The sequence below is a fragment of the Anoxybacillus sp. ST4 genome (assembly GCF_019448545.1).
GTDB lineage: Bacteria > Bacillota > Bacilli > Bacillales > Anoxybacillaceae > Anoxybacillus > Anoxybacillus pushchinoensis.
Genome location: NZ_JAHZOE010000003.1, coordinates 101,029 through 116,576, shown reverse-complemented (window position 1 = coordinate 116,576; position 15,548 = coordinate 101,029). Strand labels below are relative to the sequence as shown.

Sequence of the window (15,548 nt, the reverse complement as noted above, 5' to 3'; positions counted from 1 at the left end):
GTTATTCAACAATGCGAGCATCCGAAAGAGGCCAATAGACGACGGACGTTTTGCCTACCACTTTTTCCATCGGAATGAACCCGATATGGCGGCTATCTTTACTATACCGACGATTATCTCCGAGCACGAATAAATGGCCTTCTGGGACTGTTTTTTCCCCCCATAGCTCTTCAAGAGTAAACGACTCTGTTAGCGGACCGTCAAACAGTTGTTTTTTCTCTTCATCTAAGTACGGCTCTTTATACGGCTTTCCATTGACATATAGCGTATCGTTTTTATATTCGATGCGATCGCCTGGAAGCCCAATGACGCGCTTAATATAATCTTTGCCTTCCTCCGCATGAAAAACGATAATATCAAACCGTTCTGGTTCACCAATTTTATATGCAACTTTATTGACGATCATCCGATCTTGATGATGCAACGTCGGCATCATCGATTCCCCTTCGACAATAATCGGGGCAAAAATGAAGTAGCGAATGCCGCCTGCTAACGCCACTGCAATAAGAATTGCTTTCACCCATTCAAACCATTCGTTTTTTTGTTTTTCCATCCTTCTCCCACCTATATGATACATGTTGAAAAAGGAGCTTGATGATCAAGCTCCTCGCAATCATTTCTTTTGTTAGATGATTTCTTTGATGCGTGCTGCTTTACCGCGGAGTTGACGCAAGTAGTACAACTTCGCACGACGAACTTTACCGCGACGAACAACTTCTAATTTTGCAATCTTCGGCGTGTGTAATGGGAATGTACGCTCAACACCTACACCGTAAGATACTTTACGAACTGTAAATGTTTCGCTAATTCCACCACCACGACGCTTGATTACAACGCCCTCAAATACTTGGATACGTTCACGGTTTCCTTCAACAACTTTAACGTGAACGCGCACAGTGTCACCAGGGCGGAATTCAGGAAGATCGTTACGTAGTTGTTCTTTTGTAATTTCTTGAATTAAATGATGCATCATATTCATCTCCTTCCAACAGATGCTCATGCTTATGCTTCTTGTTCATAGCAGCGGAACATCGTTTTCATGCGACGTAAGTCACAACGTTTATACTAGCATAAAGATGTATCGGATGCAAGAGTTACCGCTCATTTTTTTCCCATTGTTCGATCCATTTTTTTTGTTGTTCCGTTAGTTCATACGTCTCAAGTAAATCTGGACGGCGCAACCATGTGCGACGCAACGACTCTTTTTGGCGCCATTCTTCAATTAAGCGATGATTGCCGGAAAGAAGAACGTCCGGCACCTTCATGCCGCGGAAATTTGCAGGGCGCGTATAATGTGGATGTTCGAGCAAACCGGAGCTATACGAGTCAAGTACAGGCGAATGTTCATTGCCGAGCACGCCGGGAAGCAAGCGAACAACACTATCGATAACGACCATCGCCGCGAGTTCTCCACCGGTTAGGACGTAATCTCCAATAGAAATTTCGTCCGTTACTACATGCTCTCGAATGCGCTCGTCATATCCTTCATAATGTCCGCAAATGAAAATGATATGTTGTTCTTTCGCCAGTTCTTCCGCTTTTTTTTGCGTATATCGTTCCCCTTGTGGACAAAGTAAAATGATGCGCGGACGATGTTCGCTCTGTTTTGTTAAATGATCGACCGCATCAAAAATCGGCTGCGGCTTCAATACCATGCCTGCACCACCGCCATAAGGATAATCGTCCACTGTTTGATGTTTATTATCGGCAAACTCGCGAAAGTTGACGAGCCGAAACGTGACAGCTCCTTTCTCTTGCGCCCGCTTTAAAATGGACTCGTTCAGCACGCCGGTAAACATCGTTGGAAATAAAGTGAGCACATCGATTTTCATTCGTCAAGCAACCCTTCCATCACATGAATCGTAATCATCTTATTTTTCACATCGACTTGTTTAACAACATCTTCAATATATGGAATGAGCACATCGCTGCCTTTTTTCCGCTTAACAACCCATACGTCATTCGCCCCTGGCGTTAAAATTTCTTTCACTTCACCAATCGTTTCACCATCTTCCGTGACAACGACAGAGCCGATAATTTCGTGAAAATAATACTCCCCTTCAGCAAGTGGTTGAAGCTGGCTTTCAGGCACTTTAATGATTGCTCCTTTAAACTTTTCAACTAAGTTAATGTTGTCATATCCTTCAAATGTTAACAAATCAAATGACTTATGCACACGATGGTTCGCCACTTTTACTTCGACTGGCGGCTCGTTTTCCATAAAAATGTATAATACATTTCCTTTTTTATATCGCTCTTCAGCAAAATCGGTGCGTGAAATGACGCGCACTTCACCGCGAATGCCGTGCGTATTTACAATTTTTCCGACATGAAACCATTTCACAACGATCACCCCTCACGTATGTCGACAACGATTCCATCTTCAATGACAATCGTTTTCGGAGACTCCCATCGCATCCCTATTTGGACGTCGATGATCGCCTCGACATCTCTTTCTTTTATTTCACTTCCTATCGGTAATATGCGCAATTGCTCAAGAAGGAAATCAAGCTCTTCTATTTTTTGACGACGAACGTTCATTTCGCGTTCAAACTTGTCTTTTATTTGCTTTGGTGAAAACGAAGTGTGCTTTTCCATTCGCTTTTGTTCAAAGATGAGTTGCGCACATTGTTGTTCCAGTTGTTGTTTTTGTTGCATAAATTGTTGAATGAGTTGCTGCTTACTGTTCTCAGTTAATCGCTGTCTCACTTCCACTTTTTGAATAATTTTCATGGCGCACCGCCTTTCTGAACGAAAAAAGGGGAGGTATGTCCCTCTCCCTTACTCTTCGATGCGTACGTCTATTCGCTTTTTCGACTCGTTTGCTGCTTGAACTACGGTGCGAATCGCTTGAATGATTCGCCCGTTCTTCCCGATCACTTTCCCTACATCTTCTTGATGAAGGGCAATCGAATACGTGATCGATTGTTGTTGTTCCGCCTCGCGAACGACGACGCATTCCGGATGATCGACAAGTGACCGAACAATCGTCTCAAGCAACGTTTTCATACATTACTTTCCGTACTTTAAGTTGTGGAATTTTTCTAAAATTCCTTGTTTTGAAAGCAAGTTGCGCACAGTGTCAGATGGTTTCGCACCGTTTTGCAACCATTTTAATGCAAGCTCTTCGTTAATTTTTACTTCTGCAGGCTCTGTTAACGGATTGTATGTGCCAATTGTTTCGATGAAACGACCGTCACGTGGAGAACGAGAGTCTGCAACAACGATACGATAAAATGGTGATTTTTTTGCACCCATACGTTTTAAACGAATTTTTACTGCCATAATTGTAGCACCTCCGAAAATATTTCACACAAGATAGTATATTAGCAATAAACGTTTTGTTTGTAAAGTGTTTTTTCTTAACACTGTTATTTTGCTTACATAAACGGGAACCGGAACCCTTTCTTTTTCCCTTTTGGCATCGTCGTCATCATTTTCATCATCTTTTTCATCTCATCAAATTGTTTAAGCAAGCGGTTGACGTCTTGTACTGTCGTTCCGCTTCCTTTCGCAATTCGCTTTTTGCGGCTAGAGTTGATGATGTCTGGGTTCATTTTTTCTTCTTTCGTCATCGAGCGAATAATTGCTTCTACCCGACTAATTTGCTTTTCATCAATGTGTATATTGTTAAGACCTTTCACCTTATTCGCGCCTGGCAACATCTTTAAAATTTCATCGAGCGGACCGAGCTTACGCACTTGTCCTAGTTGCTCTAAAAAGTCGTCAAGTGTAAATGATGCCGTGCGCATTTTTTGCTCTAGCTCTTTTGCTTTTTCTTCATCGACGGCCGCTTGCGCTTTTTCGATTAGCGTCAATACGTCGCCCATGCCTAAAATGCGTGACGCCATTCGCTCGGGATGAAACGGCTCAAGCGCATCGAGCTTTTCGCCCATTCCGACAAATTTAATCGGCGTATTCGTGACCGCTTTAATGGACAATGCTGCTCCACCGCGCGTATCACCATCGAGTTTCGTCAAAATGACGCCCGTCAGCCCAAGCTGTTCGTTGAAGCTTTGGGCGACGTTGACCGCATCTTGCCCTGTCATCGCATCGACGACGAGGAAAATTTCATCCGGCTTCGCCACTTCTTTTATTTGCTTTAATTCGTCCATGAGCGCTTCGTCAATATGAAGCCGGCCGGCTGTATCAATTAAGACGTAATCATGATGTTCTTCTTTTGCTTTCGCAATCGCTTGTTTCGCAATTTCAACAGGACTCACTTGATCGCCGAGAGAAAAAACAGGAATGTTGAGCTGTTTCCCTAACGTTTCAAGCTGTTTAATCGCTGCCGGCCGATAAATGTCGGCTGCGACGAGCAACGGTTTGCGATTATGTTTTTTGCGCAATACATTCGCTAGCTTCCCCGTTGTCGTCGTTTTTCCTGCCCCTTGTAACCCGACCATCATGACGACAGTTGGCGGGCGGCTCGCTACAGCGATTTTGCTATTTTCTCCCCCCATCAGCTCCGTCAATTCTTCTTTCACGACTTTGATGACTTGCTGTCCTGGGGTTAAGCTTTTCATCACTTCTTGTCCGACAGCCCGTTCGCTCACTTTTTTTACGAAGTCTTTGACGACTTTAAAATTGACGTCAGCTTCTAATAGCGCTAGCCGCACTTCGCGCATCATTTCTTTTACATCGGCTTCCGTGACTTTGCCTTTGCCACGAATTTTATTCATGACATGTTGCAGACGGTCGGCCAATCCTTCAAATGCCATCGTTACCGCCCCCTACTCTAATTTCTCCAACTCCACAACGAGCCTCATCAGCTCTTCATCGTTCGGATAGCGCTCGGCAATGTGCGCTTTTAATACATGTAGCAGTTTTTGCCGCTGCTGAAACTTTTGAAAGAGCAACAATTTTTGCTCATAGTCTTCTAGCATAGCTTCCGTCCGTTTAATGTTATCGTACACCGCTTGACGACTCACTTCGTACTCTTCGGCAATTTCACCGAGGGAGTAATCGTCTAAATAATAAAGGGACATATAGTTTCGTTGCTTCGGTGTTAACAACGATTGGTAAAAATCGTATAAATAGTTCATTCTCGTTGTTTTCTCTAGCATGAAACTCCCCCCTGTTAAGTGAAACGCCTTTACATGACTTTAGTTTATATGTTTTGTGCGATGCTGTCAAGTTATTCTCCTTGCACTTCCTCACGTTCCATAAACGATGCAAATAACCCATAAACGAATTGTTCTGCGTTAAATGGCTCTAGATCGTCCATTTTTTCCCCTAAACCGACAAACTTCACCGGAATGTTTAACTCGTGGCGAATCGCCAATACGATGCCACCTTTAGCCGTGCCGTCCAGTTTCGTCAGTACAATGCCCGTCACGTTTGTCGCTTCTTTAAACGTTTTCGCTTGGCTCATCGCATTTTGTCCTGTCGTTGCATCCAATACGAGCAATACTTCATGCGGTGCGCCCGGCACTTCACGTTCAATGACGCGTCTCACTTTTTCAAGCTCTTTCATTAAGTTGACTTTATTTTGTAAACGGCCGGCTGTGTCGCATAATAAAACGTCGACGTTGCGCGATTTAGCCGCTTGAATAGCATCGTACATGACCGCAGCCGGATCGGACCCAGCCGATTGTTTAATGACTTCCACACCGACTCGCTCGCCCCATACTTCAAGCTGTTCAATTGCACCTGCCCGGAACGTATCGCCAGCTGCCAACATGACTGTTTTCCCTTCGTTCTTTAATTTGTGCGCAAGCTTTCCGATCGTCGTCGTTTTTCCGACGCCGTTTACACCGACAAATAAAATGACCGTTAAGCCGTTTGATTGGATATTTAGTTCTGTTTTTTCATCGCCGCTCGCTTGATATATATCAATGAGTTTTTCGGAAATGACGCTATACATGTCTTTCGGGTCTTGAATGTTGCGGCGCTTTACTTCCATTTTCAGCTCGTCGATGAACTCCATCACAGTAGCAACCCCGACGTCAGATGCGATTAAAATTTCTTCTAGTTCTTCAAAAAACTCTTCGTCCACTTTGCGATAGCGGGCGATTAAATCGTTCACTTTTCCCGCGAACGAATCGCGCGTTTTTTCTAAACCTCGCTTAAACTTTTCCGTTACTGTATCTGCTTGTTTTGCGATTTTTTCTTTTAACTTTTTAAAAAAGCTCACCGTTTCTCATCCTTTCTTTCCAGCTGCTTCTTCCAATCGAACAGAAACAAGTTTCGATACACCTGATTGTTGCATCGTGACCCCGTACAATACATCGGCTTCTTCCATCGTTCCTTTGCGATGAGTAATGACGATAAATTGCGTTTCGCTGCTAAATTTCTTTAAATATTTTGCATATCGTTGCACGTTCGCTTCATCGAGGGCAGCTTCTACTTCGTCGAGCACGCAAAACGGAACAGGACGAACGTTTAAAATCGCAAATAAAAGCGCGATGGCTGTTAATGCCCGTTCTCCGCCTGATAATAAACTTAAATGTTGCAGTTTTTTTCCCGGCGGTTGTGCGACAATATCAACACCTGTATGAAGTAAGTCGTTCGGATCCGTAAGCTGTAAATCTGCCTTTCCTCCTCCGAACAGTTCGACAAACACGCGCGCAAATTGCGTGCGAATGAGTTCAAACGTCGTCGCAAATCGTCGCTTCATTTCATCGTCCATTTCATCAATCACTTGGTAAAGCGTATCTTTTGCCCGCTGTAAATCTTCTTTCTGTTCCGTTAAAAAGCGATGGCGTTCTGATACACGTTCATATTCTTCAATAGCACCAAGGTTGACCGTTCCGAGCTCATCAATAGCAAGTTGAATGAGCTTTACTTTTTTCCGCGCTTCTTGCGCTGGAATGTGGAGCGGGAACGATTGTTTCGCTGCTTCAAACGACAGTTTGTATCCTTCACGAAGACGGTTTAACAAATGGTCTAATTCCATATCTAAACGAGCCAGTTTCACTTCTTCGTCTTTTAACGTATCGGTTAGTTGTTTATGTTGACGTTTCCATTCTTTTATTTCTTTTTCGAGCTGTTCAAGTTTCGTTTGGTAATGTAACCGCTGCTCACGCCGCGTAGCAATAAGCTGCGTTGTTTCTTCTTTTTGTCTCGTTTTTTCTTCACATATTCGTTCAAGTTGTTGTTCATCTTCCGTTTGTTCGTTCGTATGGCGTACAAGTTCATTGCGTTCTTTTTCGATGTGCGTAAGTGTTCGCTTCACTTCCTCCCATTCTTCCGTTAGTCGATGCACATGTTGCTCTTCATTTCTGACGTGTTCTTGCTTTTCAGCGAGCGCGACTTTCAATGCGGTCAACTTTTCTTGCATTTGCTCCTTCGATTGCTGCTCTAACTGTTTTTTTTCTGTCCATTGTTTCACTTGTTCATCGATAGAAGCAATATGTTTCTCAAGTGTATGGAGCGAATGCATAATATCGTGAAGTCGAGCAGTCAATTGTTTCTTTTCTTCTTCGAGCGTCTGTCTTTCATAGCGATATACAGCGAGTCGTTCGTCCATATGTTTTTTACGAAGGTTTAGTTCCATCCATGCGCTTTTTTCTTCTTGCAGCTCCATACGGCTTGCTTCTAGCTCAGTATAAAGCGCTGTTCGCTCTTGCTCAGCTTGTGCAATGGCTTCTTTTTCTCGTTGTACAAGCTGTTCAAGCTCGATCGTTTTTTGCTCGACATCGCGCCAATGTGCTGTCACTTCTTCAAGCTCACGCGCACGACTAAATAATGAGCTTGTCTGTTTATTTACCGTTCCTCCCGTCATCGCCCCGCCTGGATTCACAACATCCCCTTCTAGCGTGACGAGACGATAGCGGTATTGCAATTGGCGAGCAAGCTCATTTGCCCCTTTTAAATCACGTGTAACAATGACTGTTCCAAGAATGTTTGTCATAATGTTTTCGTACGTTGCTTCATACGAAATTAATTCGGAAGCAATGCCAACGTAAGCGGGGTGTTTGGCAATGTTTTCCCGAACGGATGGAGGAAATAGTTTTCGCTGAATAACGTCGAGCGGCAAAAACGTCGCTCGTCCATACTTATTTTGCTTTAAAAATTGAATGGCTTCACGCGCGCTTTGTTCGTTTTTTACGACGATATGTTGCGCCGCTCCCCCGAGCGCCACTTCGATCGCTGTTTCAAGCTCAGATGGCACCGTCATCAACTCAACAACCGCTCCATGAATGCCGTTTAACCGATCTTTTGCTTTTAATACTTCTTTTACCCCTTGGAAAAATCCAGCATACTCTTGTTGCATCGCCTCTAACATTTCTTTTTTTGATTTTACTTTTTGTACATATTGATACGCTTCATATAACGTCGTTTCTTTTTTTCGATATTGTTCTTTTCGTGCGGTCAATTGTTCTTCTTTTGTTTGAAGCGTTTGCTCTTGTTTAGCGATGCGTTCTTGCAGCTCATGGATGAGTTTTTGTTTTTGTTCCCATTGTTCAACGATCTGTTCGTATGCTTGAATATGTTCGTTGTTTGCAGTGACGAGCTGCTGTTGTTTTTCTTCATTTTTTTGCAACTGGGACTCAATGTGCATGCGCTCATTTTTTAACGTCGCTTGTTCGTGAACGAGATCAATGTATTCGCTTTTTAGCCGTTCAATTTCTTCCTCCGCTTTTGGACCGTAAGCAGAAAGGACGTTGTTTTGTTCTTTTAATTGCGCTTGAAGCGCTTGCACATCTGTTTGAAGCTGTTGCAGCACTTTCTTTTTTTCAGCAATTGTCGCTTCAAGTGCACGTTCTCGCTCAGCAAGTTGCCCCATCGTTTGCTCCATTTGCTGTTGTTGCTTATAGGCGTTGCTTTTTCGCTCTTTTAATAACTGTTTTTTCCCTTCCATTTTCTCAAGCTCTTCGCTAACAAGCAACAATACTTGCTGTAAGCCATCTATCGACTCATCAAGCGCTGTCAGTTCATGACGCAACTGAGCGATGTGCGCTTCTTCTTTTTGTAACGTCGTCGCTAATTCCATTTCGTTTTGTTGATGTAAAGCGAGTTGTTTTTTCAACGCTTCCCATTTTTCATGTAGCTGCTCGATTTCATAAACAATTAAGCCGACTTCATATGTTTGTAGCTGCTCTTTTTTCTCAAGATATTCGTTGGCGATTGACGCTTGTTGTTTCAACGGCTCGAGCTGCTGGTTTAGTTCGTGTAAAATATCTTGCACACGCTGCAAATGATCTTCTGTTTCGTTTAGTTTTTGCTCTGCCTTTTTTTTCCTTGTTTTATATTTTAAGACGCCCGCTGCATCTTCAAAAATCATGCGGCGATCTTCCGCTTTACTGCTTAAAATTTCTTCTACTTTTCCTTGACTAATGATGGAGAAAGCTTCACGACCAACGCCAGAATCCATAAATAAATCGACAATATCTTTTAAACGGCAAGGCTGGTTATTAATAAAAAATTCGCTATCGCCGGAACGATAGACACGTCTTGTTATACTTACTTCTTCGTATTCGAGCGGCAAAAATTGATCGCTATTATCGAGCGTTAATGTCACTTCCGCCACGTTTAACGGCTTGCGTGATTCGCTTCCCGAAAAAATGACGTCTTCCATTTTTGCGCCGCGAAGCGACTTGGCGGACTGTTCACCAAGCACCCAACGAATCGCGTCTGTAATGTTGCTTTTTCCACTTCCGTTCGGACCGACGATCGCCGTCATCCCCGGAACAAAATCGATGGAAATACGATCCGCAAAAGATTTAAATCCGATAGCTTCTAAACGCTTGAGGAACACATATATCCGTTACAGAAAACTTACAAGACTGTTTCCTTCCTTGTTCATCGCGCCCGATTTCGCGAAACGCTACTCTCGTTTCCTTGACGCTCCGAAGGCTTCACTTCCCCACTAACGGATGGGTACATGTTGTGCTTTACTTGTCATAGTTTTTCAAGTTGATGCTTGCGTTGAGGTCACGATCCATTTCTATCCCACACGCCTCGCAACGGTACGTCCGTTCGGATAAAGAAAGCATCTCTTTTACGTGACCGCAACGGCTACACTTTTTGCTTGACGGATAAAACCGATCCGCCACGATCAACTCGATCCCATGCCATGCACATTTGTACGTCATTTGCCGCTTGAACTCGTGGAATGTTTGTTGCTGAATCGCTTTCGATAGCTTGCGATTTTTTAACATGCCGCTTGTATTCAAGTCTTCCATCACGACATACGCTGGCTTGGTTTTCACCAACGTCGTGGTGATGTGGTGGGTATAGTTTAGCTGGGTATTTTTTAGCCTTCGGCGTTTTTTCAAAACAAGGAATTCTAGTTTCTTGATGTTTTCCGTTTTTCTGTAACGGAATTCACCTCCTTCTGTTTGGATCTTGTTCATTTCATATTTTCGCGATATTTTTCTTTGCATTCGTTTCATTTGTTTTTCAAGCTTTTTCACTTGAGGCATGTGATGGATGTTAGGAAACGTCATCCCATTGCTAACGGTAGCGAACGATTTTACTCCCAAATCAATACCAATGCCTTCGTTGTACGTTTCATGTTTCACTTCCACTTCCTCTACACCGACCGTTAAAAACCAATGAAGTCCGTCAAACACGATGCGCGGATTGACATACTTTATATGTGCACCGTGAGGAATACGACCTCTTTCAGCTAGACGGATCCAATTCAATTTTTGCTTGTTTTTTTTCTTAGAAGGCGTCAGTTTCTCTAGTTTCACATGCGTGTCGGTGATTTTGATTTTCGATGTATCTTGATAAAAGCTCGGTCGCGTTCGTTTTTTCGTTTTAAACTTCGGAAACTTCGCCCGTCCTTCAAAAAAGTTTTTGTAAGCTTGATACGCGTCTTTGATTGCTTGTTTTGTGATGTTGTTTGAGAATTGATTGAGCCAACTGTACTCTTTCGTTTGTTTGAGCTGCGTTAATCTTTTTCTTAGTTCACTATCACTTAAAAATTTGCCACCTTGTTTATGATTTTCTTGTTGTTGCGCTAATGCAAAGTTATACGCCCATCTGGCAACACCTGCGCATTGAAAAAGCTTCGTCTTTTGCTTATTGTTGGGCAGAAGCATGACTTTGTACGTGCGAATCATCTTCTCCCAGCCCCTTTTTGACTTTTTTCATATAAAATGATCATCAGATTTTTATAAATATTTTATATATTTATCATGAACAGTCAAAAGTCCCCTTTATCCAAAAAAATGTCACAACAAGCAAGGCTGTCCTTTCGCACCGGATCAGCCTTGTTGTAATTGTTTTAGCTTAGCTAATGCCATTTGCGCGGCGCGCTGCTCTGCCTCTTTTTTCGAGCGCCCAACTCCAACACCGAGCTCCTCGCCATTTAACGATACGCGCGATACGAACTCTTTATTATGAGCAGGACCTCGTTCTTGTAAAATTTTATATTCTAATACTCCACTTCCATCACGTTGTACAAATTCTTGTAGTTGACTTTTGTAATCCATCACATGAGAAAAAGCACCTTCGCGGATTTTAGGGAAAATCGTTTTCCCTAAAAATTGCACGACCGTCTCCATACCTTGATCTAAATAAAGCGCTCCGATAAAAGCTTCAAATACGTCGGCTAACAACGACGGACGCATGCGACCACCCGTTAGTTCTTCCCCTTTACCGAGCAACACGAGATCGCCAAACGACAATGCATGGGCAAACGTAACAAGCGACGGTTCACAGACGATCGCTGCCCGCATTTTTGTTAATTCCCCTTCGCTCATTTGTGGAAACTGTTCAAATAAATATTGTGAAACGGTCAATTCTAAGACAGCATCCCCTAAAAATTCAAGACGCTCATTGTCTTCATGCAGCCGCTTGCGATGCTCATTCACATATGATGAATGGGTAAATGCTTGCATAAGCAATTTTTCATCGCGAAAAAAAATGCCAATTTGCTCTTGAAACTGTTTAAATTTCATGTACGGTCGTTGCTTCGACATGCATATGAACCCCCAACTGTAAACGTAAAAAGCATAGAAAGCCCCGCTTACAAAACGGGACTTTGCATATTATGATAGACGGCTTTTTATGTAGTTAACTGCATCACCTACAGTAACGATTTTCTCCGCCTCTTCATCTGAAATTTCCATATCAAACTCATCTTCTAATTCCATAACAAGCTCAACAACATCAAGAGAGTCTGCTCCTAAATCTTCTTTAAATGAAGATTCGAGCGTCACTTGCGACTCTTCTACACCAAGGCGATCTACGATAATTTTCGTTACACGCTCTAATACGTCTGCCATTTTATTCACCTCCCCTCAAGTCATTATACTGAATTATATCAGAAAATAAAACGAATTTTTACATGACCATGCCGCCGTCGACATGAATCGTTTGCCCCGTCATATAGCTTGCCCCATCTGAAACGAGAAAAGCCACGACGTGCGCAATATCTTCTGGATTTCCAAAGCGTGCAAGCGGAATTTGTTGCAACATCGCTTGGCGAACATCTTCGCTTAATTGATCCGTCATATCTGTCGTAATAAATCCGGGTGCGACAGCATTCACTGTAATGTTTCGGCTTGCGAGTTCTTTGGCCGCCGTTTTCGTCAACCCGATCACGCCCGCTTTCGCCGCAACATAGTTCGCTTGCCCAGGATTGCCGCTTACACCGACGATGGACGCTACGTTTACAATTCGGCCGTACCGTTGTTTCATCATTTGGCGCGTGACCGCTTTCGTACATAAAAAGACGCCTTTTAAGTTCGTGTTTATGACGGCATCCCATTCTTCTTCCTTCATGCGCATAAGCAAGTTATCGCGCGTAATACCTGCATTGTTCACTAAAATATCTACCCGTCCCCATCGCTCAAGCACTTCTTTTACCATGCGGTCAACGGCCTCACTGTTGGCGACGTCAGCTTGCACAGCAAACGCCTCGCCACCGTGTTCTACAATTCGCGCGACAACTTCGTTTGCTTTCGCCTCGCTTCCTGCATAGTTGACCGCTACTTTTGCACCAAGCCGAGCTAAATGTAAAGCAATTTCGCGCCCGATGCCTCGCGACGCCCCTGTGACAATCGCTACTTTCCCTTCCATTTTCATTCCCCTTTCACCGCAGCTACCGTCGCTGTAAACGATGCTTCATCAAAAATAGAATAGACGTTGACATGACGGTTTATTTTTTTCACAAGACCGCTTAACACTTTTCCAGGACCAATTTCGATAAACGTATTTACGCCGAGATCGATCATCGTTTGAATCGATTGTTCCCAACGAACAGGCGAATATAGCTGTTCGACAAGGCGCTGTTTTATTTCTATTGGATCTGTCATCGGTTGGGCTGTGACGTTTGAAATGACTGGTACGTCGCTTGCTTGGAACGACAACGTGTCGAGCACGGACGAAAACTGCTCTGCCGCTCGTTTCATTAAAATGGAGTGAAACGGCCCGCTCACTTCGAGCGGAATGACCCGCTTAGCCCCTTTTTCTTTCGCGAGCTGCGCCGCACGCTCAACTGCCTCTTTCGCACCTGAAATGACAATTTGTCCCGGACAGTTTAAGTTCGCTAATTGGACAGGTGATGATTCCGTTGCTGCTTCATCGACAACTTGTTGCAATAAAGCTTCATCCATCCCGAGCACCGCCGCCATCGTTCCTTGTCCTGACGGCACCGCCTGCTCCATCAATTCTCCGCGCTTGCGCACCGCATATACACCATCAGTGAACGAAAGCACAGACGCTGCAACAAGCGCACTATATTCTCCAAGACTATGTCCAGCTACGTAATGTGGACGAATGCCCGCTTCTTTTACTTTTTGTAAATATGCGATGCTCGTTGTTAACAATGCCGGTTGGGCATTTTCTGTTTTTGTTAGTACGTCTTGCGGCCCTTCAAAAATGAGTTGTGACAAAGACATTTGCAACCGTTCATCTGCTAGGCGAAAGATTGCAGCTACCGCCTCGTCTTTCTCTGCCCATTCTTTCCCCATGCCGACCGTTTGTGAACCTTGTCCTGGAAAAATAAATGCAATTTTCCCCATCATGCCACCTCTTATTGTTTAATTTCCGCTATCGATTGCTTTACCGTTTGTACTACTTCGTTTGCAACCATTTCTCGCGCCTGACGCACGGCGTGAAACATCGCGTGAGCATCGGATGAACCGTGCGCTTTAATGACAGGTGCGCGCAAGCCAAAGAGCGCTGCCCCACCATATTCGGCATAATCCATCTTTTGCTTCAGTTGTAGAAGTTGCGGCTTTAAAGCGAGCGCCGCCATTTTGCTGACAAATCCGCTTGTCAGCGCCGATTTTAGCATAGAAAACATGGCGATGGCCGTTCCTTCAATCGTTTTTAACGCAACGTTGCCAGTGAACCCGTCAGTAACGACGACGTCGGCTACTCCTTCTAGCAAATCGCGCGCTTCCACGTTGCCGACAAAATTTAACGATGTATGTTGCATAAGTTGAAACGCTTTTTTAGCTAGCTCATTGCCTTTTTGGTCTTCTGTCCCTACGTTTAGTAGCCCGACGCGCGGTCGTTCAACCCCGCGTACTTTTTCGGCGTATGCTGCACCCATAAACGCATATTGCAATATATGTTCTGGACGAGCGTCTACGTTAGCACCAACATCTAACAGTACAAAGCCTTTTCCATCAATCGTCGGCAGCGTCGGCGCAAGCGCTGGGCGATCAATTCCATCTATACGGCCAACAATAAACAACCCTGCCGCCATTAAAGCGCCTGTATTCCCAGCTGAAATGCACGCATCGGCACGCCCTTCACTTACTTCATTTGCCATTAACACCATGGACGCCTCTTTTTTGCGGCGAACGGCACGAACGGGCTCATCTGTTGCTTCAATGACTTGTTCCGTATGAATGATCGATAGTCGTTCATCGTTTGTTATGTACGGGCGAATGAGCGATTCGTTCCCAACAAGCGTAATTTCGATATCGTTGAAATGCTCAATCGCCTTTTGTGCACCGATCACGACTTCCTTTGGTGCGTGATCTCCTCCCATGGCATCAATTGCGATTTTCATCATTTTCTCCATCCTTTTTAACAACGTTTGAGCGGTACATATGAAATTCTCCTTGAAAAACAAGCTCTTGACCTACGTAGCTATTCACTTCGACGATCGTGCGACCGTTTTCGTTTAAATTTTTTACTTTTGCTTTGGCGACGACTCGCTCCCCTTCTTTTACCGGGCGCATAAAGCGAATGTTTGCTTTGGCGGTCAATGCTAATTCATCGTTAATGACCGCGACTGCGAGCGAGTTCGCCTGCGCAAATACGTGATGCCCTCGCGCAATTTGATTTCGTTTAAATACATGTTCTTTTTTTACATCGAAAATGGAAATCGCACTTTCGTCCAATTGCATATCGATAATTTCTCCGATCACTTCTTCAATAGGCAACGACTTCACTTCATCAGCAAATGTGCGCTCAGCGACATGTTTAATGCGCTCGCGCAATTCCGGAATCGACAGTTCAAGGCGATCGAGGCGGATCGTTTGAATGCTGACTGAAAATTTTTCGGCAAGCTGTTCGTCCGTAATAAATGGATTTTCTTCAATCGTTGCTTGCAATAGACGTTGCCGTTCTCGCTTATTTCTTCTCATCTTCGATCCACCATCCGAATTATTACTAGGTACTAATAGTAGTAT

General features: G+C 43.9%; 18 protein-coding genes. All 18 read right to left on the bottom strand.

The window, feature by feature from the left end; translation table 11 throughout:
- Position 1: 1 nt before the first annotated feature.
- The gene (gene lepB, locus K1I44_RS03865) at positions 2 to 553 is read right to left on the bottom strand and encodes a signal peptidase I (protein ID WP_003394940.1); all 552 of its coding nucleotides are present in this window, start codon (positions 551 to 553) and stop codon (positions 2 to 4) included.
- A 72-nt stretch (positions 554 to 625) separates the two neighbouring features.
- Positions 626 to 970 (bottom strand): 50S ribosomal protein L19, encoded by a 345-nt coding sequence (gene rplS, locus K1I44_RS03860; protein ID WP_003394943.1) that lies wholly within the window; start codon positions 968 to 970, stop codon positions 626 to 628.
- Positions 971 to 1,094: 124 nt separating this feature from the next.
- Positions 1,095 to 1,832 carry a tRNA (guanosine(37)-N1)-methyltransferase TrmD gene (gene trmD, locus K1I44_RS03855; protein WP_003394945.1) on the bottom strand — a complete coding sequence of 246 codons (738 nt, stop codon included), beginning with the start codon at positions 1,830 to 1,832 and terminating at the stop codon, positions 1,095 to 1,097.
- Entirely contained in the window at positions 1,829 to 2,350 is a 522-nt protein-coding gene (gene rimM, locus K1I44_RS03850) for a ribosome maturation factor RimM (RefSeq protein ID WP_338390254.1), read from the bottom strand. Before rimM ends, trmD begins: the two co-directional genes overlap by 4 nt.
- The gene (locus K1I44_RS03845) at positions 2,350 to 2,733 is read right to left on the bottom strand and encodes a YlqD family protein (protein WP_003394950.1); all 384 of its coding nucleotides are present in this window, start codon (positions 2,731 to 2,733) and stop codon (positions 2,350 to 2,352) included. The genes rimM and K1I44_RS03845 overlap by 1 nt, the downstream gene beginning before the upstream one ends.
- Positions 2,734 to 2,781: 48 nt before the next feature.
- On the bottom strand, positions 2,782 to 3,009 hold the full coding sequence (locus K1I44_RS03840; RefSeq protein WP_219985326.1) for a KH domain-containing protein: 228 nt from the start codon (positions 3,007 to 3,009) through the stop codon (positions 2,782 to 2,784).
- Positions 3,010 to 3,012: 3 nt separating this feature from the next.
- A complete protein-coding gene (gene rpsP, locus K1I44_RS03835) occupies positions 3,013 to 3,285 on the bottom strand; it encodes a 30S ribosomal protein S16 (protein WP_003394954.1) in 273 nt (90 codons plus the stop codon).
- A gap of 95 nt (positions 3,286 to 3,380) precedes the next feature.
- A complete protein-coding gene (ffh, locus tag K1I44_RS03830; RefSeq protein ID WP_003394956.1) occupies positions 3,381 to 4,721 on the bottom strand; it encodes a signal recognition particle protein in 1,341 nt (446 codons plus the stop codon).
- 12 nt (positions 4,722 to 4,733) lie between these two features.
- Positions 4,734 to 5,066, bottom strand: coding sequence for a putative DNA-binding protein (locus K1I44_RS03825; protein ID WP_091700012.1), 333 nt, complete (start codon positions 5,064 to 5,066; stop codon positions 4,734 to 4,736).
- Between the two features lie 71 nt (positions 5,067 to 5,137).
- The gene (gene ftsY / locus K1I44_RS03820; RefSeq protein ID WP_219985325.1) at positions 5,138 to 6,136 is read right to left on the bottom strand and encodes a signal recognition particle-docking protein FtsY; all 999 of its coding nucleotides are present in this window, start codon (positions 6,134 to 6,136) and stop codon (positions 5,138 to 5,140) included.
- Between the two features lie 6 nt (positions 6,137 to 6,142).
- On the bottom strand, positions 6,143 to 9,703 hold the full coding sequence (gene smc, locus K1I44_RS03815) for a chromosome segregation protein SMC (RefSeq protein ID WP_219985324.1): 3,561 nt from the start codon (positions 9,701 to 9,703) through the stop codon (positions 6,143 to 6,145).
- A 136-nt stretch (positions 9,704 to 9,839) separates the two neighbouring features.
- Complete coding sequence (locus K1I44_RS03810) at positions 9,840 to 11,015, bottom strand: RNA-guided endonuclease InsQ/TnpB family protein (protein WP_219985323.1); 1,176 nt, start codon at positions 11,013 to 11,015, stop codon at positions 9,840 to 9,842.
- A gap of 144 nt (positions 11,016 to 11,159) precedes the next feature.
- Positions 11,160 to 11,876 (bottom strand): ribonuclease III, encoded by a 717-nt coding sequence (gene rnc / locus K1I44_RS03805; RefSeq protein WP_219985322.1) that lies wholly within the window; start codon positions 11,874 to 11,876, stop codon positions 11,160 to 11,162.
- A gap of 69 nt (positions 11,877 to 11,945) precedes the next feature.
- Entirely contained in the window at positions 11,946 to 12,182 is a 237-nt protein-coding gene (acpP, locus tag K1I44_RS03800) for an acyl carrier protein (protein ID WP_003394967.1), read from the bottom strand.
- Positions 12,183 to 12,240: 58 nt separating this feature from the next.
- On the bottom strand, positions 12,241 to 12,984 hold the full coding sequence (fabG, locus tag K1I44_RS03795) for a 3-oxoacyl-[acyl-carrier-protein] reductase (protein WP_219985321.1): 744 nt from the start codon (positions 12,982 to 12,984) through the stop codon (positions 12,241 to 12,243).
- Positions 12,981 to 13,922 carry an ACP S-malonyltransferase gene (gene fabD, locus K1I44_RS03790; RefSeq protein WP_003394971.1) on the bottom strand — a complete coding sequence of 314 codons (942 nt, stop codon included), beginning with the start codon at positions 13,920 to 13,922 and terminating at the stop codon, positions 12,981 to 12,983. The genes fabG and fabD overlap by 4 nt, the downstream gene beginning before the upstream one ends.
- 11 nt (positions 13,923 to 13,933) lie before the next feature.
- Positions 13,934 to 14,923 carry a phosphate acyltransferase PlsX gene (plsX, locus tag K1I44_RS03785; protein WP_003394973.1) on the bottom strand — a complete coding sequence of 330 codons (990 nt, stop codon included), beginning with the start codon at positions 14,921 to 14,923 and terminating at the stop codon, positions 13,934 to 13,936.
- Positions 14,907 to 15,503, bottom strand: a complete 597-nt coding sequence (gene fapR / locus K1I44_RS03780; protein ID WP_003394974.1) for a transcription factor FapR — start codon at positions 15,501 to 15,503, stop codon at positions 14,907 to 14,909. The genes plsX and fapR overlap by 17 nt, the downstream gene beginning before the upstream one ends.
- Positions 15,504 to 15,548: the final 45 nt, after the last annotated feature.